We start from the raw sequence: 24057 nt of genomic DNA, 5'->3' as shown, positions 1-24057 counted from the left end.
TCATTGCAGCCTCACCCTCGGGTCGACCAGCGTGTAGGAGATGTCGGTCAGGATCAGGCCGATGATGTAGAGCACGGAGCCGATGAAGACCATCGCCCGCACCACTGCGAAGTCCTGCGCATTGATGGCGTCGATCGTGTAGCTGCCCAGGCCGGGAATGGCAAAGAAGGATTCGACCAGCAGGCTGCCCATGAAGAGCAGCGGAATCACTACGACCACGCCGGTCAGGATCGGGATCAGCGCGTTGCGCAGCACGTGGCGGAACAGCACCGCAAGCTCGGACAGGCCCTTGGCACGCGCGGTGCGCACGTAGTCCTTCGAGATCTCCTCGAGGAAGATGGTGCGGTACCAGCGCGCGCTCGAGCCGATCCCCGCGAGCACGCTGATCAGCACCGGCAGCAGCAGGAAGCGCGCGGCATCGAACCCCGGCGCATAGCCCGAGATCGGCACCAGTGACCACATCTTGGACACCAGCCACTGGCCGCCGATGATGTAGAACAGGCTCGAGATCGACATCATCGCCACGCACAGCACGACACCCCAGAAGTCGAGGTAGGTGGCGCGAAAGAACACCAGCAGCAAGGCGAAGCTGATCGACACGACAAGGCTCAGCACGAAGGTCGGCAGCGCGATCGCCAGCGACGGTCCCATGCGGTCGCGGATCTCCTGGCCAATGTCGCGGCCGTCGTCGGCGCGGCCGAACTCGAGCGCGAACATGCGCAGCGACTTGTCGAAGAAGATGGTGTCGGTGAAGCGCGCGCTACCCGCGGCCTCGGCATTGACGAACATGGGCTTGTCGTAGCCGCGCTCCACCTTCCAGCGCTCGATCGCCTCGGGGGTGGCGCGCTTGACGCCGATGTGCATGCGCGCCATGTCGTCAGGCGAATTGACCACGAAGAAGAGCAGGAAGGTGAGCAGGTTCACCCCGATCAGGATCGGGATCGCATACAGCAGACGACGGACGAGGTAGGCCAGCATCAGGGCGCGCCTCCTTCGGCCGGGGAGGAGGAAGCGGGCGACGGCGCCGCCGGGGCGGCGGTGGCGGTCTCGCGCCGGCGCCAGTGGATCACCGCCGGGGCGATCACTGCGGCGAGCAGCAGCGCGACCAGCGCCAGCGGCCACAGCATCGGCCTGTTCCATTCGGCACGCGCAGCCTCGCGGCGCGCCACGTCGAGACGCTGGTACTGCATCGTATTGCGCACCATCGCCCCCGGCTTGCGGTTGTGCACCCAGCCGTGCTGCAGCGAATAGGCCTTGGGATGGAAGGCGAAGATCCATGGTGCGTCCTGCTGCACCATCGCCACCATGCGGTCGATGATCTGCTGGCGGGCGGGGCCGTCGGGCATCGCCTTCATGCGCTCGAACAAGGCGTCGTACTCCGCGTTCTCGTAGTTGGCGGCGTTCTGGCCGTTGAAGCGGACCTTGCCCTGCGCGCCGTGGAGCAGGAAGAGCAGGTTCTCGGGGTCGGGGTAGTCGGCATTCCAGCCAAAGAAGAAGAGCTGGGCGTTGCCCTGGCGGATCTTGTCCTGGAAGCGGTTGAAGTCGGTCGGGCGCACCACGAACTGCACGCCGAGCTCGCGGAACTGCTTGGCCAGCCAGTCCGAGCGCGCCTTGTCGCCCAGCCCGCCCGGGGTGGTGTCGAGGTTGATGATGAGCGGCTCGCCGGTCTGCGCATTACGGCCATTGGGCCAGCCCGCCTCGGCCAGCAGGCGGCGCGCCGCGTCCACGCTGCGGCGCTGCGGCCGTCCGTCGGCCTCGCCCCCACGCCACTCGTACACCACCGGATTGATGCCCGCCCTGCCCTCGCGCGCGCCGAAGATGCCGGGCGGGATCGGGCTCATGCCCGGTACCCCGCGGCCATTGAGGAAGATCGACACGAATTCCTCCATGTCGAGCGCGATCGAGATCGCCTGGCGCAGCTTGCGCGCGCGCTCCTGCTCGGCCTTCGACGGCCCGCCACCGAGCAGCGGGTCGAGCATGTTGAAGCCGAGGTAGAAGATCGAGGGGGACACCGAGGTCAGCAGGCGGATGCCCCGCGCCTCCATCTCCTCGGACAGGGACACCTCGCCCTGGCTGGTCAGGCTCACCGCCTGGTCGAAATTGTCGGAAGACACGCCGGAGGCGTCGTAATAGCCCTGCAGGAACTTGTTCCAGTACGGGATGCCCTCGCGCTCGCGCGAAAAAACCACCTTGTCGATGAAGGGCAGGGTCTGGCCGCAATCGGCCAGCAAACCCGCGGCCTCATCGCCCGGCTCGCCCTCGCAGGGATAGGGCATGCCGCGATAGTTGGGGTTGCGCGCCAGCACCATGCGCGCATTCGGGTTGTTCTCGACCAGCATGTAGGGACCGGTGCCGACCGGCCACCAGTCGAGGGTGAGGTTGCGCTCGGCCATGCCGGGCTGGGCGAAGAAGCGGTCCACTTCCGGCGGCACCGGGCTGAAGAAGGGCATCGCAAGCCAGTACAGGAACTGCGGATAGGCGCCTTGCAGGGTGATGCGATAGGTGTGGCGATCGACGACCTCGACGCCGGGCAGCGCGAAGCGGGTGAGATCGAGCCAGCCCGGATCCGAGCCGCCGGCCGGCGCCGACCCGTCCGCATCCGCTGCGCCCTCCCCCGCCCGCCCCGCCTCGACCAGCGCGGCCTGCAGGTCCTTGAGGCCGGGCAGGTACTCGGCCATCAGCTCGAAGATCGGCGAATGCAGGCGCGGGTTGGCCAGGCGCTTGATCTGGTACACATAGTCGCCGGCCTCGAGCTCGCGCGTGCCGGTGTACCGAAAGTCGCCCAGGCCGCGCACCCCGCGCAGATCGGCAGCGCTCAGCCCCAGGTAGCGCGGGCTGCCGTCCTCATGGGTGGCAAAAGCCGGATGCGGCTGGTACAGGATGCCCGGCCGGATACGGACCTCGACCACCGTCTTCGCAATCCTGGCGGCATCGGCCGTCGCCGGCAGTTCGCGGCCAAGGGCGTCGAAACGACGCAGGCTCGGCATGGCGGCGGCCGTCGCCGGCTCGAGCACATAGGGCCGCTTGAGGTAGTGGTATTGCAGCGGCGGCTCGACGATCTGGTACAGGAAAGTGGCCTCGTCCTCGCTGTAGGACTGCACCGGGTCGAGGTGCTTGGGACGCTCGGTGAAGGCGGTGTACAGGATGTTCTGCCCGCGCTCATCGGCCGGATAGGGATCGTTCCAGGCAGCGCCGCAGGCAGTCAGCAGCAGGCTCGCGGCAAGCACCGGGAGGCAGGCGGCAATGCGCGCAGGCAGGCTTGCGGGAAGGGCACGACGGAGACAGGAAATGCGGCGCACGTGCAAGGGGCAATATCAAGAACAGGCCGGATTCTGGCAGGTTTTATGCCCCAGCGCGATCGGAAGCGCATGCCGGCATCAGGGTTTTCGCTATAATCCGGCTCTTGTCATTTGGAGTTTCCCCTGATGGGCTTTCTAGCCGGCAAACGAATCCTCATCACCGGTCTGCTCAGCAACCGTTCGATTGCCTACGGCATCGCCAAGGCCATGCACCGCGAAGGGGCAGTGCTCGCCTTCACCTATCAGAACGACCGTTTCAAGGAGCGCGTCGCCAAGATGGCGGCGGACTTCGGCAGCGACCTGCTGTTCCCGCTCGACGTCCAGGACGACGCCCAGATCACCGCGCTGTTCGAGCAGCTCGGTCAGCACTGGGACGGGCTCGACGGCCTGGTCCATTCGATCGCCTTCGCGCCGGGCGAGGCGCTCGAGGGCGACTTCCTCGACGGCCTCACGCGGGACGCTTTCCGCATCGCGCAGGAGGTCAGCGCCTACAGCTTCCCTGCGCTGGCCAAGGCGGCGCGCCCGATGATGAAGGGCCGCAATGGCGCGTTGCTCACGCTGTCCTACCTCGGCGCGGTGCGCACCATGCCCAACTACAACATCATGGGCCTGGCCAAGGCCAGCCTGGAGGCGGCGGTACGTTACCTCGCCGTCACCCTCGGCCCCGAGGGCACGCGTGCCAATGCCATCTCCGCCGGCCCGATCAAGACCCTGGCTGCCTCGGGCATCGGCAGCTTCGGCAAGCTGCTGGCCTTCAACGAACACAATGCCCCGCTGCGCCGCAACGTGACCATCGAGGAGGTCGGCAACACCGCGGCCTTCCTGTGCTCGGACCTCGCCAGCGGCATCACCGGTGAGGTGATGTACGTCGATGCCGGCTTCAACATCACCGCCCTCGGCAACCCCACGCCGATACCGCAGTAAGCCGCGCGAAAAGCGCCAGCGCCCAAAGCAGAACGCCCGGCGATGCCGGGCGTTCTGCGTTTACAGGCGGTCAGGCCGAGCTCAGGATGCGGGCAGCGGGTCGGCGCTGATCTCGACCTTGTAGCGCTGGCGCAGCTCGGCGAGGAAGGCGGCGAAGTCCCGCCCCGCGAGCAGCTGCGAGTACTGCGCCGCCACCGCCGCGACGCGCTCGTCGCTGTCGGCGATCTGCGGCCGCTCGACGGCCTCGATGCGATAGATCACATAGTCGCCTTCGACCGTGCTCACGCCTACATGGGCCGGCAGCGGTTCCGCGGGCGCGGCGAACACCGCCTGCATGGCGGCAGCCGGCAGGCCCGGCGCACCGCGCTGCAGCGTGCGCGCCTCGCCCCATTCGCCCGGGCGCTGCGTCTCGGCAAGCGGCTCGCCCTTCTGCAGCACGGCCAGCGCTGCCGCCCCTTGTTCTGCCGCCGCTCGGGCGCCACGCTCGAGGCGCAGATCCTCCCGGATACGCTCACGCACCTCATCGAGCGGCAGCCGCTGCGCCGCTTCGAAAGCCTTCACCCGCGCCGACACCAGCGTGCCGTTGCCGATCTCGATGGCTTCGGTATTTCGCCCCTTCTGCACCGCCTCCTCGGAGAAGACGGCGTTGAGCAGGCGCTCGTTGGCAAACGGGCCGGTGGCGGCGTCGCGCGACATCCAGTCGGTGCTGCGCACCTCGAGACCCAGCAGCTCGGCCGCCGGGGCCAGGCTGTCAGGCTGCTCGTAGACGGTGTTGGCGAACTGCTCGGCCAGCTCGGCGAAACGGCGTCCGGCCTCGGCGCCGCGCAGTTCGGCGACGATCTGCTCGCGCACCTCGTCCAGGGGCTTGATCGTGGCCGGCTTGATGTCGGTCACCTCGATGATGTGCACGCCGAACTCGGTGCGCACCGGATCGCCCACCTGCCCCTTGTCCTGCGCGAACACGGCGTCCTCGAACGCCCCCACCATCATGCCGCGACCGAAGAAGCCGAGGTCACCCCCGCGCCCGGCCGAACCCGGATCCTGCGACTTGTCGCGGGCCAGATCGGCGAAGCGCTCGGGCTGCGCACGCAATTCGGCAACCAGGGCCTGGGCCTCGCCCATCACCCGGGCTACCTCGGCCTCGTCCGCGCCAGCGTCGAGCGCGAGCAGGATATGGCGCGCCTGGCGCTCTTCGGCCACCCCGTAGCGCGCCTGGTTTGCCTCATAGAAGGCGCGCACCTCCTCATCGGCGACCTCGATACCCTGCTCGACGGCGCTGCGGTCGAACACCAGGTAATCGGCCTGCAGTCGCGCAGCGCGCTCGAAGCGCGCCGGATTGGCCTCGTAGTAGGCGGCAATCTCGTCCTCGCTCACCTGCACCTCGGCGGCCAGGCGCGCGGCCGGGAAGCGCAGCTCGCGGATGCGCCGTTCCTCGAGCTGGGCAGCCAGGAAGCGCTGCGCCGACGCCTGCGGCACGACGCTGGCGTCGCCGACCGAGCTCACGATCTGCTGCACACGCACGTCCTGCGCGAGGCGGGCCTCGAAATTGGCGGGCGTCATGCCCTGCGCGCGCACCATCATCTCGTAGCGTTGCAGGGAGAAGCGGCCGTCTTCCTGGAACGCCGGCACGGCGGCGATGGTCTCCTGCAGTTGCTGCGGCGTGACCACCAGGCGATTCTCGGCCGCGTACAGCGCCAGCACGCGCTGGTTGATCAGGTTGTCGAGCACGACGCGGCGCAGCTCTACCGACTCGAGCAAGGCGCGGTCGACCTGGCCGCCGGCGCTCTGGCGCAGCCGGTCCTGCTGCTCGCGCAAGGCCTGGTCGAACTCGAAGGCGCTGATGCCGGTCCCGCCGACCTTGGCGATCTCGTTGCCGGTCGGCGAGTCGCTGAAGTACGCGTCCATACCGAAGAAGGCGAAGGGGATGATGAGGATTGCCAGGATGACCTGCGCAACCCGCTTGTTGCTGCGAATGGCTTCGAACATCTCGATTTCCGCGACGGACTGGAAAGGTGGAAGGAAAGGTGGCAGGGCGCAGCCGCCATATCGAAACGACAGGCAATGCTTGCTGCCGCCACAGCAGAGGGCTTCGCTGCGGGCGAAAGCTCGAAGTTTAGCGCATCTACCCCGCGATCTGGCCCGAAGCGTGCAGCATGCCGCAATTGGCGAAATGCCGCCCACCTATACTCCGCGCGATGAGCCCTCGCCCCCTGCCTACCCTGATCGCGATCGCATTGCTTGCCCTCGGCTACGCGGTCGCGGGCTGGATCTCGTTGCAGGTGGCGATTCCACCCGGCTATGCCGCGCCCGTCTTCCCGCCGGCGGGCATTGCCCTGTCGGCGGTGATGATCTTCGGCTGGCGGATGTGGCCGGGCATCTTCGTCGGCTCGCTGTGCGTGCAGTGGCTCGCCGCCAACGCCGTCGGTGCGGAGGCCCTGCACCCCTCGATCCTGCTCCTGGTCCCGGCCGCCGCCACCTTGCAGGCGCTGGCCGGGGGCTGGATGGTGAAGCGCCTGATCGGCGCGCGGCACCGCTTCGACACCCCCGCCAGCATCCTGCTCCTGCTCGCCGTCATCGCCCCGCTGAGCTGCCTGATCGCGGCATCGACGAGCATTCCCCTGCTCGCCGCCGAAGGCCTCATCGCACGCGACGAGATGCTGTTCAACTGGTGGAACTGGTGGCTGGGCGACACGCTTGGCGCAATCATCGCCACACCGCTGATGCTGGTCTTCCTTGGCCGCCCGGCATCCGACTGGCGCAGCCGCCGCGCGGGGGTGGCCGTCCCCCTGCTGATCGCGCTGCTGGTGCTCAGCTTTGCCTTCCGCCAGGTCATCCATTGGGAAGAAGCCCGTGTCCACACCCAGTTCAACCGCGACACCGAACTGCTCGGCATCCAGATCCAGCGCCGCCTCGACGCCCAGATCGACACCCTGCTGTCGATCCGCGACCTGGTCGGCGTCAGCAAGGCGCTGACGCGGGCCGAGTTCGCCGCGTTCGTCCACGCTTGGCTCGAACGCTACCCCGGCGCCAAGAACTTCGCCTGGGCGCCGCTCGTGCGCGACGACGAACGCGCCGGCTTCGAAGCCCACATGCAGGCGGCAATGGCCGGCTTTCGCATCCTCGACCGCGACACCGAGGGACGCACCTTTCCCGCCGCGCCCGCCGCGCGCTACTACCCGATCACCTATGTCGAGCCGCTGGAGGCCAATCTCAGCGTGATCGGCATGAACCCGTACTCACTGCCGGCCGCCGCGGCCGCCATCCGCGCCAGCCAGCAGAGCGGTCGCCCGGTGGCGAGCGAATCCTTCCGCCTCGTGCAGGAAAGCGGCACCCAGCGTGGCATGGTGGTCTACCTCGCCACGTCCGGACCCGCCTGGCCGGCAGACGAGGGCGAGGCGCGCACCGGCATCGTATCCGCCGCCTTCCGCATGGAGGACGCGATCAAGAGCGTGGTAACCCCCGCGCTCGCGCCGGAAATCGAGCTCTGCCTCGTCGACGCGGACGGCAGCCCCGGAGGCACCCGCCTGGTCGGCGCGGCGGGCTGCGAGCAGCCAGCCTGGAGCGAACGGCAGATACAACGCAGCATCGGCATCGAGTTTGCCGAGCGCCAGCTCGAATTGCGCCTGCGAGCCACCCCGCTCTACCTCTACGGCCTGCGCAGCTGGGCAGCCTGGGGGACGATCGCCTCCGGCCTGCTTGCCAGCGGGCTGCTCGGCGCCTTCCTTCTCATCAGCTCCGGCAACACACGCCGGATCGCCGCCCTCGTCGAGCGTCGAACGCACGAACTGGAAACCACGAGCGCCGACCTGCGCGACAAGCAGCGCGCCCTCAGCGAGGCCATGCGCATCGCGCACATGGCGAGCTGGGAGACCGTGCGGGGCTGCGAAGGCCTGCGCTGCTCGCACGACCTTCACGCCCTCCTCCATCGAGACCCGCAGGCGCTGCGCGGCCTCGACGACCTCGTCGCCAGCTTCTGCGCCGATGACCGCGCCGCGCTGCAGGCAAAGCTCGACGAGCTGTGCCGAGGCGCAGGACGCAGCACACTCGACTGCCGCACCCTGTCCACGCCGCCGCGTGTGCTGCAGCTCCAGATCGAGAGCGAATGGACGGCCGACGGCCTCGGCCGGCTGCGCGGCACGGTGCAAGACGTCACCAGTTCGCGCGAAGCCGAAGCCCACATCCACTACCTCGCCCGCTACGACACCCTCACCGGCCTGCCCAACCGCAGCGCGTGGATCGAGCAGGGCACGCTCGCGCTGCGCAGCGCGGCGCGCCACGGCGACCGCTTTGCGGTGCTCTTCCTCGATCTCGACAACTTCAAGACCATCAACGACTCGCTCGGGCACTTCACCGGCGACCGCATGCTCGAGGCGGTCGCGCGCCGCCTGAGCGCCTGCGTGCGCACCGAGGACCTGCTCGCGCGTCTTGGCGGCGACGAGTTCGTCGCCCTCCTGCCGCGCATCACCGGGCCAGAGGACGCCGCCACCGTCGCGCGCAAGATGCTCGAGAAGCTGGCCACCGCGCTCGAGATCGACGACCACGAGCTGCGGCCCTCGGTCAGCATCGGCATCGCCCTCTTCCCGGACGACGGCGACTCCATGGAGACCCTGCTCAAGCACGCGGACACCGCGATGTATGGCGCCAAGGCCGCCGGGCGCAACAACTACCAGTTCTTCACGCCCGAGATGAACATCCGCGCCACCGAGCGCCTGCTGCTCGAGAACGCGCTGCGCCGCGCCATCGCCAATGACGCCCTGTCCCTGCACTACCAGCCGCAGATCGACACCGCCAGCGGCCACACCTGCGGCTGCGAAGCGCTGGTGCGCTGGACCGACCCGGCATTGGGTGCGATCTCGCCCGCGCGCTTCATTCCCGTCGCCGAGGACTCCGGGCTCATCATCCCGCTCGGCGACTGGGTGCTGCGCGAGGCCTGCCGCCAGCAGGTACGGTGGATGCGCGCCGGGCTGGGCGAGGTCTGCATCGCGGTCAACATCTCGGCGTTGCAGTTCCAGCGCGACGACTTCGTGGACAAGGTGTCCGCCATCCTCGAGGAGACGGGCGCGCAGCCGAGCGCGATCGAGCTGGAGATCACCGAGAGCGCGCTCATGCATCCCGGCGACAAGCTGTCCGATCGCCTGCATCAGCTCGTGCAGCTCGGCTTCACCCTGGCGCTCGACGACTTCGGCACCGGCTACTCCTCACTCGCCTACCTGAAGCGGCTGCCGATCGCCCGCCTCAAGATCGACCAGAGCTTCGTCGCCGACCTGCCGGGAGACCCCGAAGATGCCGCAGTCGTCACCGCTGCGCTGTCGCTGGCGCGCGACCTGGGCATGGACGTCGTCGCCGAGGGCGTGGAAACGCCCGCCCAGCGTGCCTTCCTGGGGGAGCGGCAATGTACGCTGATGCAGGGTTATCTGTTCTCGCGTCCGCTACCCGCGGACGAGTTCGCGGCGTGGCTGAGGCAGGCCACACCGCCCTGAGCCGGCTCAGGCCGCGGCCCGCTCGAAGCTCAGGTGGCCGTCGCGGGCATCCACGCGGATCCTGTCCTTGGCGCTGAACTGGCCTTCGAGAATGGCCTTCGCCAGCGGGTTCTCGATGCGCTCCTGGATCGCGCGCTTGAGCGGGCGCGCACCGAATACCGGATCGAAGCCGGCTGTCGCCAGCTCGGCCAGCGCCGCGTCGGTCACCTCCATCGCCATCTCCAGCCGTGCCAGGCGATTCTCCAGGTATCTGAGCTGGATCCTGGCAATGCCGGCGATGTGCTTCTCGTCGAGCGCGTGGAACACGACCAGTTCGTCGATGCGGTTGATGAACTCGGGGCGGAAGTAGGTCTTCACCTCGGCCATCACCGCCAGCTTGATCACGCCATAGTCGTCGCCGGCCATGGCCTGGATCATCTGGCTGCCCAGGTTGGAGGTCATCACGATCACGGTGTTCTTGAAGTCCACCGTGCGCCCCTGGCCATCGGTCATGCGGCCGTCGTCGAGCACCTGCAGCAGCACGTTGAACACGTCCGGGTGCGCCTTCTCGACCTCGTCGAACAGGATCACGCTGTAGGGCTTGCGCCGCACCTGCTCGGTCAGGTAGCCGCCTTCCTCGTAGCCGACGTAGCCCGGGGGGGCGCCGATCAGGCGCGCGACCGAGTGCTTCTCCATGAACTCGCTCATGTCGATGCGGATCAGGTGCTCCTCGGAGTCGAACAGGAAGCTCGCCAGCGTCTTGCACAGTTCGGTCTTGCCCACGCCGGTGGGGCCGAGGAAGAGGAAGGAGCCATACGGGCGGTTCTCGTCCGACAGCCCGGCACGCGAGCGCCGGATCGCATCGGCCACCAGACGCACGGCCTCGTCCTGGCCGACCACCCGCTCGTGCAGCTTGGCCTCCATATGCAGCAGCTTCTCACGCTCGCCCTGCATCATCTTGCTCACCGGAATGCCGGTGGCACGCGACACGACCTCGGCGATCTCCTCGGCGCCGACCTGGGTGCGCAGCAGCTTGTTGGGCTGGCCACCCTCGCCCGCCTGCTCGGCCATCGTCAACTGCGCCTCGAGCTGCGGCAGGCGGCCGTACTGCAGCTCGGCCACCTTGTCGAGCTGGCCCTTGCGCTGAAAATCCGCCATCTGCGCGCGCAGCGCGTCGATCTCTTCCTTGATGTGGGCCGAGCCGGCCACCTTGGCCTTCTCCGCCTTCCAGATCTCCTCGAGGTCGTTGTACTCGCGCTGCAGCTTGGCGAGCTCCTCCTCGATCAGCTGCAGGCGCTTCTGCGAGGCTTCGTCCTTCTCCTTCTTCACCGCCTCGCGCTCGATCTTGAGCTGGATCATGCGGCGGTCGAGCTTGTCCATCACCTCGGGCTTGGAGTCGATCTCCATCTTGATGCGGGCGGCCGCCTCGTCGATCAGGTCGATTGCCTTGTCGGGCAGGAAGCGGTCGGTGATGTAGCGATGCGACAGCTCCGCGGCGGCGACGATCGCCGGGTCGGTGATGTCGACGCCATGGTGGATCTCGTACTTCTCCTGCAGACCGCGCAGGATGGCGATCGTCGATTCGACCGTCGGCTCCTCGACCAGCACCTTCTGGAAGCGGCGCTCGAGCGCGGCATCCTTCTCGATGTACTTGCGGTACTCGTCGAGCGTGGTGGCGCCGATGCAGTGCAGCTCGCCGCGCGCGAGCGCGGGCTTCAACATGTTGCCCGCATCGATCGCGCCCTCGGCCTTGCCCGCGCCAACCATGGTGTGGAGCTCGTCGATGAAGACGATGATGCGGCCCTCTTCCTGGGCGATCTCCTTCAACACCGCCTTCAGGCGCTCCTCGAACTCGCCACGGTACTTGGCGCCGGCGAGCAGCGCCGCCATGTCGAGCGACAGCACGCGCTTGCCCTTGAGCGTCTCGGGCACCTCGTCATTGACGATGCGCTGCGCCAGGCCCTCGACGATCGCGGTCTTGCCCACCCCGGGCTCGCCGATCAGCACCGGGTTGTTCTTGGTACGGCGCTGCAGGATCTGGATCGCACGGCGGATTTCGTCGTCGCGACCGATCACCGGGTCGAGCTTGCCGCTGCGGGCACGCTCGGTGAGATCCATGCAGTATTTCTTGAGCGACTCGCGCTGGCCTTCGGCGTCCTGGCTGGCGACACCGGCACCGCCGCGCACCGCCTCGATCGCGGCCTCCAGTGCCTTGCGCGTCAGGCCGACCTCCTTCAGCAGGCGGCCCGCCTCGCCCTTGTCGTCCGCCAGGGCGAGCAGGAACATCTCGCTGGCGATGAACTGGTCGCCGCGCTTTTGCGCCTCGCGGTCGGTGACGTTGAGCAGATTGGTCAGGTCGCGGCCGATGCTGACCTCGCCGCCATGGCCCTCGACCTTGGGTAGGCGCGCAATCGCCTTGCCGAGTGCCGTCTTCAGCGGCGGCACATTGACCCCCGCGCGCTGCAGCAGCGACACGCTGCCGCCGTCGTCCTGCTCGAGCATCGCCTGCAGCAGGTGCAGCGGCTCGATGAATTGCTGGTCGTTGCCCACGGCGATGCTTTGCGCATCCTGCAGGGCCTGCTGGAACTTGGTGGTGAGCTTGTCGAAGCGCATGGTGGGCGTCCTCAGGGATCATCTGACTGAACCCTATGTGGGGCGCATCGGCGGCGCTTCAAGAGGCACGCCTAACGCGGCCCGCGTTCAGGGAGTTCGGGATACCGCACATAGTCGACCAGGTCCTGGATCTCCTGCGGCGGCGGCGGCGTCAGCAAGCTGACAACGACGATGGTGAAAAAACCGAGCGGCACGCCGAACACCCCGGCCGAGATCGGGTTGATGTCGAACCAGGCATTAGCCATCGAGCCGCCGAAGAAGGGGTGGGTGCGCACCACATAGAACAGCGTCAGCGCCAGCCCCAGCAGCATGCCGGCGACCGCCCCAGGGCGGTTTGCTCGCTTCCAGAAGATACCCAGCACCAGCGCCGGAAAGAAGGCCGAGGCGCCGATGGAGAAGGCCAGCCCGACCATGAACAGGATGTTGTCGGGCCTCATCGACGCCACCCAGGCCGCCACCACCGCCACCACCAGCAGTTGCGACTTCGAGATCACCAGCCGCCGATGTGCCGAGGCGCGCGGATTGACCACCTTGTAATAGAGGTCGTGCGACAGTGCGTTGGAGATCGTCAGCAACAGGCCGTCGGCGGTCGACAGCGCGGCGGCGAGACCGCCCGCCGCCACCAGGCCCGACACCACGTAGGGCAGGCCCGCGATCTCGGGCGTCGCCAGCACGATGACATCGGTGTTGAGGCGAAGCTCGGCCAGCTGCAGGATGCCGTCGCCGTTCAGGTCTTCGACCCTGACCAGGCCCACCCTGCCCCACGACGCCACCCAGTCCGGCAACACCGCGATGCTGCTGCCGACCAGGTTGTGGTAGACCTCCCACTTGGCAAACACCGCATAGGCCGGCGCGGTGACGTAGAGCAGGAAGATGAAGAACAACGACCACATGACCGAGCGCCGCGCCTCGGCGACGCCGGGCGTTGTGTAGTAGCGCATCAGGATGTGCGGCAAGGCCGCCGTCCCCACCATCAGCACGAACATGAGCGCGAGGAAATTGTTGCGTGCCACCGCCGACTCCTGCGGCGTCTGGCCCGGATGGGCATCGGCGTGCCGTGGTGGCGGCCGCGAGCGCTCGAGCGCCTCGAGCCGGGCGCGCTCCCAGGCCTGCTGCGCCTCGGCGGGCGTACGCGGCAAGTCGCGCAGCGCGCGCTCGGTCAACGCGATGTCGCGCGCAGGCGCGGTATTGAGCCGCATCTCGTTGAGCTGTTCGATCAGCTTGCGCCGCTCGCGCTCCAGCGACTCGGGCAGTGCCGCGATGCGGGCGGCGAGTTCGTCCGCGCGCTCGGCATACAGGCCGCGCACCTCGCGCTCGGTCGGCGCCTCGAGCAGCACGTCCTCGCGCGTGCTGATCTCCTGCAGCACCGTGCCGTACACCGCCTGCGGGATCGGAATCCCGGTGAGCTTGTACGACAGGATCACCACCGGCACCAGATAGGCGATGATCAGGATCACGTACTGCGCCACCTGCGTCCACGTCACCGCGCGCATGCCGCCGAGAAAGGAACACACGAGGATGCCTGCCAGGCCGATGAAGAGCCCGATCTCGAACTCCACGCTGACGAAACGGCTCGTGATCAAGCCCACGCCGTAGATCTGCGCCACCAGATAGACGAAGCTCGCCAGCACCGCGGCGGCCAGCCCCACCAGGCGCGCCACGTTGCCCTGGTAGCGCGCTCCGAGGAAATCCGGGATGGTGTATTGGCCGAACTTGCGCAGATAGGGGGCGAGCAGCAGCGCCACCAGCACGAAGCCGCCGGTCCAGCCGGTGACGAAGGCCAGGCCCTCGAAACCGGAGAAATACAAGGTGCCGGCCAGCCCGATGAAGGAGGCCGCGCTCATCCAGTCGGCGGCCGTGGCCATGCCGTTGAACAACGCCGGCACGCGCCGCCCGGCGACGTAGTACTCGGACACGTCCGAGGTCCGGCTCATGACGCCGATGGTGGCGTACACCGCGATCGTCACGAACAGGAAGATGTGGCCGATGACGCGCTCGGACAGCCCCAGGTACTCGCCGAACGCGAGCAGGACCACGAACAGCAGGAAGGTTGCGGTATACCAACCGTAGTAGCGGCGCAGGCGACGGGCAAAGCCGGCGTTCCGTCTCAAGCCCAACCCCGCCGGAACGCGCCGTACCGCCCGGACATCAGTACTTGATCCGTGCGTAGTAGGACTTTTCTGCCGCCTCGCGCGCCTCGCGCAGCGTACGGATGCCCTTCTCGGCCAGCAAGGGCACCAGCTTCAGGAACACCTCCGCGGTCACGATCGCATCGCCGAGCGCGGTGTGGCGGCCGACGATGGTGAGTCCGAGGCGTTCGGCGATCGCCTCCAGGCGGTGCGACTCCTGGTTGGGCTGGATCACCGCCGACAGCAGCAAGGTGTCGATCACCGGCTGGTCGAAACGCAGCCCGGTCTGTGGCTCCTTCAACTGCAGGAAGCGCATGTCGAAGGCCGCGTTGTGCGCGATCAGCACCGTGTCCGCGGCAAAGGCATGGAAGGCAGGCAGCACCTTGTCGATCGTCGGCTGCCCACGCAGCATGTCCGCGGTGATGCCGTGGATCTTCGCCGACTCGGCCGCCAGCGGCCGCCGCGGATCGACCAGTTGCTCGAAGGACTCGCTGCGCAGCAGCTTGCCGTTGAGAATGCGGGTCGCCCCAATCTGGATGATCTCGTCGCCCTGAGACGGGTTGAGGCCGGTGGTCTCAGTGTCGAACACCGTGTAGGTCAGCTCGGACAGCAGGCGGTCTTCGAGTCCATGGGATTTCTCGGACCAGGCAAACAGATCGAAGTCGTAATACTCGGGCCGGCTCTCGCCGCGCAGGTAGGTTTCCGACTCGACCTGCTCCTGCGGCGTCGCCGCCGGCAGCAGGATGCGGAAGAAGGCGCGGTGGCGCACCTTCTCGCGCTCGAGCCACATCTCGCCATCATGGCGGTCGATCACGTCGCGCACGGTCAGCGGGCTGCTCTCGCCGTCGATCTGCATCGGTTCGAGTTCCCAGCTCATGACCGTCTCGGTGCTCATCGCCTGCCCCGACCAGATCAGGTCCAGGTGCAGCAGCCGCCCCGCTGCGGTCAGCCGGAAGCGCACCTCGCGCACCTCGAACTCGTCCGACAGGCGGCTGGCGAGATAGGTGATCGCCTGCATCAGCGAGAAGCTGTCGACCTTCACCCACAGCGATTCATCGACCTCCTCGAGCTTGGTCGGCAGGCCGATGCGGCTCTCGATGCGACGCTGGACGGCGGCGATCAGGTCGGCGCCGAGCATCTCCTCGAGCGGCCAGCGTGCCTTCAGCGAATCGGCGAATTCGTTCGCGGTCTGGTCCAGGCGCTGGCTCATCGCCTGCACCTCGTCGCGGATCACGCTGCGAAAGCGCACCCGCATTTCCTCCGGCAGATCGGCGTAGTCGAGCATCTCGGCCGCCGCGCGCACGTTGGCGAGCGAGGCGCGATTGCCCTCGGTCAGCCCGTGCAGCATCTGGTCCCGGCGCGACTCGTTCTCGAAGTTGCGGGTGATGTTGTCGAGCATCAGGATGAAGCCGGTCAGCATGCGCTCGGCCTGCGATGGCACGCCCGAAGCCCCGACCGCGACCGCCGCCTCGGCCGGCCCCTCGTGGGCTGTGCCCGCGTTCGACTCGCCCCCACCGTTGGCGAGGGTCGGCTCCTGGCGCGCGGCGCCGAGCACCGACAGCACCGGCGCCATCTGCACGCGCAGCAACTGCCCGGCACGGGTGGTGGTCACGAAGTTCGCCTGCGGTTGCACCACGCCCCGGCGCAGACGTTGCTGCACGGTGTCGAGCGCATGCGCGATCTGGTTGCGCTCGAAAACACCATAGATCGAGCGCCCCAGCCCGATCAGTTCGCCCCCGCCCGCCACCGCGGGCGCGTCGGACAAGGCGCGGAACTGCATGCGCGCGCGCTGGTTGTAGAGCAGGATGCGGCCGTCGAGGTTGCACACCACCACGCTTTGCGTGAGCTCGGACATCAGCGTGGCGAGACGATTCTTCTCGAGCTCGACCGACTCCTTGGCGCGGGCGATCTGCGCCTCCACGTCGCCGAGCAAGGCATCGCGCTGGCAGGCCAGTTCGTTGGTCGCCCGCGCCAGCGCCTGCACCTCGGGCGGGCCATCGGGCTGGACGCGAAAGCCGCGGTTGGCGCCCAGCATCAGGCGCAGATGCTCGGACATGCGCAGCAAACCCTGCACGTACTGGCGGAACAGCGCACGCACCACCCCTACCCCGGCGGCAAACCCGAGCGCAGTGAGCATGGTCCCCAGCGTCAGATGCGGCGCAACCACCTCGATCAGCTGTGCGCGCCCTTCCTCCGTGGTCTCCACCCAGATGATGAGCGCAGTGAGCAGAAAAGGCCCGGTCATCAACAAGAACAGCAAGATCACGGCGAGGATGAAACGCACGCGCGCGGACATCGATCAGCTCCCGAGCAGGCTGCGCACCTTTTCCACCAGTTCCTTGGTGGAGAAGGGTTTGGTCATGTAGGCATCGGCCCCCAGAGCGAGGCCCTTGGCGACCTCGGTGTCGCGCCCCTTCGCCGTGAGCATCAGGATCCGGACAGTCGCCAGTGCGGGGTCGGCCTTGATCTCCTGACACACCTCGAAGCCGCTCTTCTTGGGCATCATCACGTCGAGCAGGACGAGGTCGGGGTGGTCGGCGCGGATGCGGCTCACCGCCTCTTCGCCGTCGCTGGCGATCAAGACCTCGAAGCCCTCCCGCTTCATGAGGAATTCCAGAGAAATGACGATGTTCTGCTCATCGTCCGCGATCAGCACTTTCTTGTTCATTGATGCTCCTCCCCGGGCGCTATTCTATGTCATCGCTCGGTCGGCGCCGACGCCAGCGGTAATTCGAAGGAGAAAGTCGCCCCCTCTCCCGGGGTCGACTCCAGCCACAGCCTTCCTCCGAAGTGCTCCACGATCTGGCGGCTGATCGGCAGACCGAGCCCCGTACCCTGCGGGCGGGAGCGCTCGTCACCGCCCTGACGGAATTTCTGGAAGATGACCGGTACGAGCGCAGCCTCGATCCCCGGCCCGTTGTCGCGGACGTCGACGCGCAGCATGTGCCCGTCGCACCGCAGCCGCACATCCACCCGCCCGCCTCGGTGCGGCACGAACTTGGCCGCGTTCGACAGCAGGTTCAGCATCACCTGCAGCAGGCGGTCGTGGTCCGCACGCAGCACCGGCACCGCGTCGGGCATGTCGACATGCACCGCTGCACCGCAGTCGCGGAACAGCTGCATCGTGGCATCGACCGAGTGCTGCACCAGCTCGCGCATGTCGATGTCGGTGTTGTGCCACTCGGCATGGCCGGACTCGATCTTGGCCATGTCCAGCACCTGATTCACCAGCCGAGTCAGGCGCACGGTCTCGGACACGATGATGCCGAGAAAGCGCTGGCGGTCCTCGACGTCGATTTCCGGGTCGTCGACCATCATCTCGGAGAAGGCGCGGATCGAGGTCAGCGGGGTGCGCAGCTCATGCGTCACCGAGGACATGAAGTCGTCCTTGAGGCGATCGAGCTCCTTCAGCTGTTCGTTGGCGGCGCGCAACTCCGCGGTCGCCGCCTCGAGCGCGCGCGATTTTTCCTCGAGCTTGTGCGAGTAGGCGCGCACCTGCGAAGCCTCGTCGAGGATGTCCATCACCTCGCCGAGGCCGAGCGGCTCCTCCTGCACCACGGTCGATACCATCACCCGCGCCGACGCACTGCCGATCGCCCCCGCCAGCAGCGACTCGGCGAAATGCACGAGCTCGGGGTCGGCCTTGAGCTGCTCGATGCGCTCGAAGCCGTGGGTACGCGCATAGGCACTGAAGGCCTCCTCGGTGCGACGCTGGCCGAGGAAGCGCGCGACCAGGGGCAGCAGATCACGCACCTCGGCGCCGCTGCGCCAGAAGCTGGCGGGCGGCGCATCGGCGCGCCGGAACACATCGACGAACAGCGCGCCCTGCGTGGCCTCTGCGCCGGTCGGGATGCGCAGTAGCGACACGCCGACGTAGCAGCCGATGTTGGCGAGCAGGCTCCAGAACAGCGCATGCGTGATGTTGTCCCAGCCCACCAGACCAAAGAGCTCCTCGGGCTTGAGCCAGCTCAGGCCGAACAGCCCCGCTTCGAGGAAACCGGGGTCGAGCCAGCCCGACTTCGCGAAGGATGGCAGCATCAGCGTGTAACCCCACACGCCAAAGCCTGCGAGGAGGCCGGCGAGTGCGCCTTCGCGCGTGCCACCGCGCCAGTACATGCCGCCGAGCATGGCGGGCGCGAACTGCGCCACCGCCGCAAAGCTGATGAGGCCGATGCTGACCAGCGCGTAGGCTTCGCCGGCGAGACGGAAGTAGAGGTAGCCCAGCAGCAATACGCCGACGATGGCGCCGCGCCGGATAGCGAGCAGCAGTCCGGTGAGGTCGCGCTCGCGCGCCAGGTTCAGCCGTCGGCTGCGCAGCAGCATCGGCATCACGAGGTCGTTGCACACCATCGTCGACAGCGCGATGGCCTCGACGATGACCATGCCGGTGGCCGCCGACAACCCGCCGACGAACACGAACAGGGCCAGCGCCGCATTGTCGTGCGCAAGCGGCAGCGTCAGCACGAAGGTATCCGGATCGACCGTGCCCTGGCCGAAATGCAGCAGTCCGCCGATCGCGATCGGAATCACGAAGATGTTGATCGCCAGCAGGTAGGCCGGAAAGGCCCAGGTCGCGCGGCGCAGGTGCTGCTCGTTGACGTTCTCTACCACCGCGATCTGGAACTGGCGCGGCAGGAAGATGATGGACAGCATCGCCAGCAGCACATGGGCGAACCAGCCGCCGTACCCTAGGCGGCCAACGCCGTCGAACGCCAGCAGGTTGGCAAGTTCCGGCGCCGCCATCGCACGTGCATAAAGGTCGCCGAAACCGTCGTATAGCCAGTAGGTGACGTAGATACCGACAGCGAGAAAGGCGAGCAGCTTCACCACGGACTCGAAGGCGATCGCCGCCACCATGCCCTCGTGGCGCTCGGTGGTGTCGAGGTGGCGGGTGCCGAACAGCACCGTGAACGCGGCCAGCGTGAGCGCGATGTAGAGCGTGCTGTCGCGCCACCAGCCGGTCGGCCCCTCGGCGCGAAACAGGGTGTCATGGTCGCCGATCAGCAGCGCGTAACCGCTCGAGATGGCCTTCAACTGCAGGGCGATGTAAGGCACGATCCCCACCACCGCGATGATGGTGACCAGCCCGCCAAGCAGGTGGCTCTTGCCGTAACGCGAGGCGATGAAGTCGGCGATCGAGGTGATGCGATGGCTGCGGGCGATGCGGATCATCTTCAGCACCACCAGCCAGGCCAGCGCCAGGCCCAGCGTGGGCCCGAGGTACGTCGGCAGGAAGGAGGTCCCGCCCGAGGCGGCCCGACCGACGCTGCCGAAATAGGTCCACGCCGTGCAGTACACCGCCAGCGACAGACTGTAGACCCAGGGGTTGGCGATGATCGAGCGGCCCTGGTCGGCCCGTCTATCGCCAAAATAGGCGACCGCGAACAGCAACAGCAGATAGGCGAAGGAAACGCCAACGATCAGCCAGCCCGGCAGCATCGCGCCCTCCCCATCATCGCGCTCCGCGCTCGACGATCCAGGCCACGGCCACCACCAGTCCGATCCAGACGGAAAACAGATAGACGTGTAGCAAGGGCAGTCCGAACAGGCTCAATGGCCGGTCGAACAAAGAAAGAATCGGATAGTTCAGCAACAGCATGCCGGCGATGAACACGGCCACCAGACGCTGTCCGGCCAGTCCCTTGCGCATCATGACCCTCCCATGATGTTCGCCTCGCGCAATGGCTGACGAAGGCGCCGCCCCGTTCTTGTGGACGGGTTCGGCGCTTCGCACGATCAGGGTTCACGCGTTGCGCGTGCCCGGTCTCCCCCCTGTGCCCGGCTCAATGGTCGGGCCTCTCCCCCTATCGTTCTTGCACGGCCGGGCCTCGCAACCCAGCCGACGGCGCTCAGCCCTTGAGCTGCTCAAGGATCGCCGGGTTCTCCAGCGTCGAAGTGTCCTGCGTGACGTCCTCGCCCTTGGCCAGCTGACGCAACAGACGGCGCATGATCTTGCCCGAGCGCGTCTTCGGCAGGTTCTCGCCAAAGCGGATGTCCTTGGGCTTGGCAATCGGTCCGATCTCGTGACCCACCCAGTTCTGCAGCTCCTTGATGACCTTGGCTGCTTCCTCACCGGTGGGGCGCACGCCCTTGAGCACCACAAAGGCGACGATCGCCTCGCCGGTGACATCGTCCGGACGACCGACCACCGCGGCTTCGGCCACCTTCTCGTGCGCGACCAGCGCCGATTCGATTTCCATCGTGCCCATGCGGTGCCCGGAGACGTTCAGCACGTCGTCGATCCGGCCGGTGATGGTGAAGTAACCGGTTTCGACATCACGGATGGCGCCGTCGCCCGCCAGATAGAGCTTGCCCTTGAAGTCCTCCGGATAGTAGGTCTTCTTGAAGCGATCGGGGTCGCCCCAGACGTTGCGGATCATCGACGGCCACGGCCTGGTGACCACCAGGATGCCGCCCTGGCCCCAGGGCACCTCGGTGCCGGTCTCGTCGACCACGGCGGCCATGATGCCCGGGAAGGGCAGGGTGCACGAACCCGGCACCATCGGCGTGGCGCCCGGCATCGGCGTGATCATGTGGGCGCCGGTCTCGGTCTGCCAGAAGGTATCGACGATCGGGCAGCGGCTGCCGCCGACGTTCTCGTAGTACCACTCCCAGGCTGCGGGGTTGATCGGCTCGCCCACCGAACCGAGGATGCGCAGCGAGGACAGGTTGTACTTGGTCGGATGCACCGCCGGGTTGTTGTCGGCCGCCTTGATCAGCGAGCGAATGGCCGTCGGCGCCGTGTAGAAGATGCTGACCTTGTGGTCCTGGATCATCTTCCAGAAGCGGCCGGCGTCCGGGTAGGTGGGCACGCCCTCGAACACGATCTCGGTCGCGCCGCAGGCGAGCGGGCCGTAGGTGATGTAGGTGTGGCCGGTCACCCAGCCGATGTCGGCCGTGCACCAGTAGACGTCGTCGGGCTTGATGTCGAAGGTGTACTTCATCGACAGCACCGCCTGCAGCAGGTAGCCGCCCGAGGAGTGCTGCACGCCCTTGGGCTTGCCGGTGGAACCCGAGGTGTAGAGGATGAAGAGCGGGTGCTCGGCTTCGACCCACTCGGGCTCGCAGGTCTCGGACTGACTGGCGACCACCTCGTGATACCAGCTGTCGCGACCGGCGACCATGTTGATGTCGGCGCCGGTGCGCTTGACGACGACGACGTTCTTGACCGTATCGCAGCCGCCCAGCGACAGCGCCTCGTCGGCGATCGGCTTGAGCGGCAGCGCCTTGCCACCGCGGAACTGGCCGTCGGAGGTGATCACGGCAACAGCAGCCGCATCCTCGATGCGGTCGCGCAGGGCCTGGGCCGAGAAGCCGCCGAAGACGATGGAGTGGGTGGCGCCGATGCGTGCGCAGGCCTGCATGGCGACGACGCCTTCGATCGACATCGGCAGGTAGATGATGACGCGATCGCCCTTCTTGACGCCCATGCCGCGCAGGGCATTGGCGAACTTGCTGACGCGAGCGAGCAGGTCCTTGTAGGTGACCCTGGTGACTTCACCGCTGTCCGCTTCGAAGATCAGTGCGACCTTGTCGCCGAGGCCGTTATTGACGTTGCGGTCGAGGCAGTTGTACGAGACGTTGAGCTTGCCGTCGGCGAACCACTTGAAGAAAGGCGCATTGGATTCATCGAGCACCTGCGTGAAGGGCTCCTTCCAGTCCAGCAACTCCTTCGCCCGACGCCCCCAGTAGCCTTCGTAGTCATCCTCGGCTTCCTTGCACAGCGCCCGGTATCCCTCCATGCCGGAAACCGCTGCGTTCTTGACCATCTCTTCCGAGGGCTTGTAAATGCGGACTTGTTGTTCGTTGGACATGCTCACCTCTCCTCAACTGTTCAAATGGTTGAAGCTGACCCAGGACGGGTCTGGCTGGTTGGTTCCAGCCTTGAAATCGGTCGCTGCTTGCAGACACCCATATACGCCGAAGTGGGCGCATTAAAAGATATTTATCTTACACAGGACTTACACTCCCCGGCCAGCGACGAGGCCGACAGGGGAGTGCTAGAATTCAGCGCCTTAACGGCCCGCAGGGGCCGTTCGCGCCATTCTGCCCCCATGTCATCCGGAGACCAAGCGCCATGACGATCATTCGCCAAGAAGACCTCATCCAGTCGATCGCGGATGCGTTCCAGTACATCAGCTACTACCACCCGCTCGACTACATCCAGGCGCTCGGCGAGGCCTACGAGCGCGAGGAAAGCCCGGCGGCAAAGGATGCCATCGCCCAGATCCTGACCAACTCGCGCATGGCCGCCGAAGGCCATCGCCCCATCTGCCAGGACACGGGCATCGCGGTCGTCTTCCTCAAGGTCGGCATGAACGTGCGCTGGGACGCCACGATGAGCGTCCAGGAAATGATCAACGAAGGCGTGCGCCGCGCCTACAACGACCCTGACAACAAGCTGCGCGCCTCGGTGCTGCTCGACCCGGCGGGCAAGCGCCAGAACAGCAAGGACAACACCCCGGCGGTGGTGCACTACGAGATCGTCGAGGGCGACCAGGTCGAGGTGATCTGTGCGGCCAAGGGCGGCGGCTCGGAGAACAAGTCGAAGATGGTCATGCTCAACCCGTCGGACTCGATCGTGGACTGGGTGCTGAAGACCGTGCCGACCATGGGCGCCGGCTGGTGTCCGCCGGGCATCCTCGGCATCGGCATCGGCGGCACGCCGGAGAAGGCGATGCTGCTGGCCAAGGAATCGCTGATGGAGCCGGTCAACATCCACGAACTGCGCGAGAAGGCCGCCTCGGGCGCCCAACTCAGCCGCGTGGAAGCGCTGCGCCTGGAGCTGATGGACAAGGTCAACGCGCTCGGCATCGGCGCCCAGGGCCTGGGCGGCCTCACCACCGTGCTCGACGTCAAGATCATGGACTACCCGACCCACGCCGCCAGCCTGCCGATCGCGATGATCCCCAACTGCGCCGCCACCCGCCACGTGCATTTCCACCTCGACGGCTCCGGCCCGGCCCATCTGCCGACGCCCAAGCTGGAAGACTGGCCGCAGGTCACCTGGAAGGCCGACACCAACGTCGCCACCCGGGTCAATCTCGACACCCTGACCAAGGAAGAGGTCGCCTCCTGGAAGCCGGGCCAGATCCTGCTGCTCAACGGCAAGATGCTCACCGGCCGCGACGCCGCCCACAAGCGCATCGCCGACATGCTCGAAAAGGGCGAGAAGCTGCCGGTCGACTTCACCAACCGCGTCATCTACTACGTCGGCCCGGTCGACCCGGTGCGTGACGAGGTCGTCGGCCCCGCCGGCCCCACCACCGCCACCCGCATGGACAAGTTCACCCGCATGATGCTGGAGAAGACCGGCCTCATCTCGATGATCGGCAAGTCCGAGCGCGGCCCGGTCGCCATCGAGGCGATCAAGGACAACAGGTCGGCCTACCTGATGGCGGTCGGCGGCGCGGCCTACCTGGTGTCGAAGGCGATCAAGGAAGCCAGGGTCGTCGGCTTCGAGGATCTCGGCATGGAAGCGATCTACGAATTTACCGTGCAGGACATGCCGGTGACGGTCGCGGTCGACGCCAACGGCACCAGCGTCCATAACACCGGCCCGAAGGAGTGGCAGGCCAGGATCGGCAAGATCCCGGTCGCGGTCGCCTGATTGCTGCAATGCCGCACGGGTCG

At 67.1% G+C, this 24057-nt stretch carries 13 protein-coding genes; 3 read left to right on the top strand and 10 right to left on the bottom strand.

Features of this window, described 5'->3' with window-relative positions; genetic code table 11:
* The gene (locus ACMV5O_RS05115) at positions 1-978 is read right to left on the bottom strand and encodes an ABC transporter permease (RefSeq protein WP_416162482.1); all 978 of its coding nucleotides are present in this window, start codon (positions 976-978) and stop codon (positions 1-3) included.
* Positions 978-3245: an ABC transporter substrate-binding protein gene (locus ACMV5O_RS05110; RefSeq protein ID WP_416162565.1), complete on the bottom strand. Its 2268-nt coding sequence runs from the start codon at positions 3243-3245 to the stop codon at positions 978-980. The genes ACMV5O_RS05115 and ACMV5O_RS05110 overlap by 1 nt, the downstream gene beginning before the upstream one ends.
* A 180-nt stretch (positions 3246-3425) precedes the next feature.
* On the opposite strand from ACMV5O_RS05110, the gene fabI reads away from it, so the two are divergent.
* The gene (fabI, locus tag ACMV5O_RS05105) at positions 3426-4223 is read left to right on the top strand and encodes an enoyl-ACP reductase FabI (RefSeq protein ID WP_416162481.1); all 798 of its coding nucleotides are present in this window, start codon (positions 3426-3428) and stop codon (positions 4221-4223) included.
* An 81-nt stretch (positions 4224-4304) separates the two neighbouring features.
* Here the strand turns inward: fabI and ACMV5O_RS05100 are convergent, their stop codons facing one another.
* Complete coding sequence (locus ACMV5O_RS05100; protein ID WP_416162480.1) at positions 4305-6209, bottom strand: SurA N-terminal domain-containing protein; 1905 nt, start codon at positions 6207-6209, stop codon at positions 4305-4307.
* Between the two features lie 209 nt (positions 6210-6418).
* Here ACMV5O_RS05100 and ACMV5O_RS05095 point away from each other — a divergent pair, with 209 nt between their 5' ends.
* Complete coding sequence (locus ACMV5O_RS05095) at positions 6419-9703, top strand: EAL domain-containing protein (protein WP_416162479.1); 3285 nt, start codon at positions 6419-6421, stop codon at positions 9701-9703.
* Between the two features lie 6 nt (positions 9704-9709).
* On the opposite strand, the gene clpB is transcribed toward ACMV5O_RS05095, so the two are convergent.
* The 7 genes from clpB to acs form a co-directional block, all read right to left on the bottom strand.
* A complete protein-coding gene (gene clpB, locus ACMV5O_RS05090; protein ID WP_416162478.1) occupies positions 9710-12295 on the bottom strand; it encodes an ATP-dependent chaperone ClpB in 2586 nt (861 codons plus the stop codon).
* Positions 12296-12366: 71 nt separating this feature from the next.
* Positions 12367-14406, bottom strand: a complete 2040-nt coding sequence (locus ACMV5O_RS05085) for a VC_2705 family sodium/solute symporter (protein ID WP_416162477.1) — start codon at positions 14404-14406, stop codon at positions 12367-12369.
* Between the two features lie 37 nt (positions 14407-14443).
* Positions 14444-16720, bottom strand: coding sequence for an exonuclease domain-containing protein (locus ACMV5O_RS05080; protein ID WP_416162476.1), 2277 nt, complete (start codon positions 16718-16720; stop codon positions 14444-14446).
* Between the two features lie 3 nt (positions 16721-16723).
* A complete protein-coding gene (locus tag ACMV5O_RS05075; protein WP_416162475.1) occupies positions 16724-17092 on the bottom strand; it encodes a response regulator transcription factor in 369 nt (122 codons plus the stop codon).
* Between the two features lie 29 nt (positions 17093-17121).
* Positions 17122-19863 (bottom strand): ATP-binding protein, encoded by a 2742-nt coding sequence (locus ACMV5O_RS05070; protein WP_416162474.1) that lies wholly within the window; start codon positions 19861-19863, stop codon positions 17122-17124.
* Positions 19864-19876: 13 nt separating this feature from the next.
* On the bottom strand, positions 19877-20074 hold the full coding sequence (locus tag ACMV5O_RS05065) for a hypothetical protein (RefSeq protein ID WP_416162564.1): 198 nt from the start codon (positions 20072-20074) through the stop codon (positions 19877-19879).
* 199 nt (positions 20075-20273) lie between these two features.
* Positions 20274-22238: an acetate--CoA ligase gene (gene acs, locus ACMV5O_RS05060; RefSeq protein WP_416162473.1), complete on the bottom strand. Its 1965-nt coding sequence runs from the start codon at positions 22236-22238 to the stop codon at positions 20274-20276.
* Between the two features lie 263 nt (positions 22239-22501).
* Here acs and ACMV5O_RS05055 point away from each other — a divergent pair, with 263 nt between their 5' ends.
* On the top strand, positions 22502-24034 hold the full coding sequence (locus ACMV5O_RS05055) for a fumarate hydratase (protein WP_416162472.1): 1533 nt from the start codon (positions 22502-22504) through the stop codon (positions 24032-24034).
* Positions 24035-24057: the final 23 nt, after the last annotated feature.

The organism is Thauera sp. WH-1 (assembly GCF_047806685.1).
GTDB lineage: Bacteria > Pseudomonadota > Gammaproteobacteria > Burkholderiales > Rhodocyclaceae > Thauera.
The sequence above is the reverse complement of the archived record's forward strand: the minus strand, read 5'-3'. Positions and strand labels throughout refer to the sequence as shown.

What these genes read in the sequence shown, in the direction of transcription:
- ACMV5O_RS05070 (WP_416162474.1), bottom strand. Translation starts at nt 19,863, where the DNA reads ATGCTGCCGGGCTGGCTGATCGTTGGCGTTTCCTTCGCCTATCTGCTG.
- acs (WP_416162473.1), bottom strand. Translation starts at nt 22,238, where the DNA reads ATGTCCAACGAACAACAAGTCCGCATTTACAAGCCCTCGGAAGAGATG.
- ACMV5O_RS05080 (WP_416162476.1), bottom strand. Translation starts at nt 16,720, where the DNA reads ATGTCCGCGCGCGTGCGTTTCATCCTCGCCGTGATCTTGCTGTTCTTG.
- ACMV5O_RS05100 (WP_416162480.1), bottom strand. Translation starts at nt 6,209, where the DNA reads ATGTTCGAAGCCATTCGCAGCAACAAGCGGGTTGCGCAGGTCATCCTG.
- ACMV5O_RS05055 (WP_416162472.1), top strand. Translation starts at nt 22,502, where the DNA reads ATGACGATCATTCGCCAAGAAGACCTCATCCAGTCGATCGCGGATGCG.
- ACMV5O_RS05095 (WP_416162479.1), top strand. Translation starts at nt 6,419, where the DNA reads ATGAGCCCTCGCCCCCTGCCTACCCTGATCGCGATCGCATTGCTTGCC.
- ACMV5O_RS05065 (WP_416162564.1), bottom strand. Translation starts at nt 20,074, where the DNA reads ATGCGCAAGGGACTGGCCGGACAGCGTCTGGTGGCCGTGTTCATCGCC.
- clpB (WP_416162478.1), bottom strand. Translation starts at nt 12,295, where the DNA reads ATGCGCTTCGACAAGCTCACCACCAAGTTCCAGCAGGCCCTGCAGGAT.
- fabI (WP_416162481.1), top strand. Translation starts at nt 3,426, where the DNA reads ATGGGCTTTCTAGCCGGCAAACGAATCCTCATCACCGGTCTGCTCAGC.
- ACMV5O_RS05115 (WP_416162482.1), bottom strand. Translation starts at nt 978, where the DNA reads ATGCTGGCCTACCTCGTCCGTCGTCTGCTGTATGCGATCCCGATCCTG.
- ACMV5O_RS05075 (WP_416162475.1), bottom strand. Translation starts at nt 17,092, where the DNA reads ATGAACAAGAAAGTGCTGATCGCGGACGATGAGCAGAACATCGTCATT.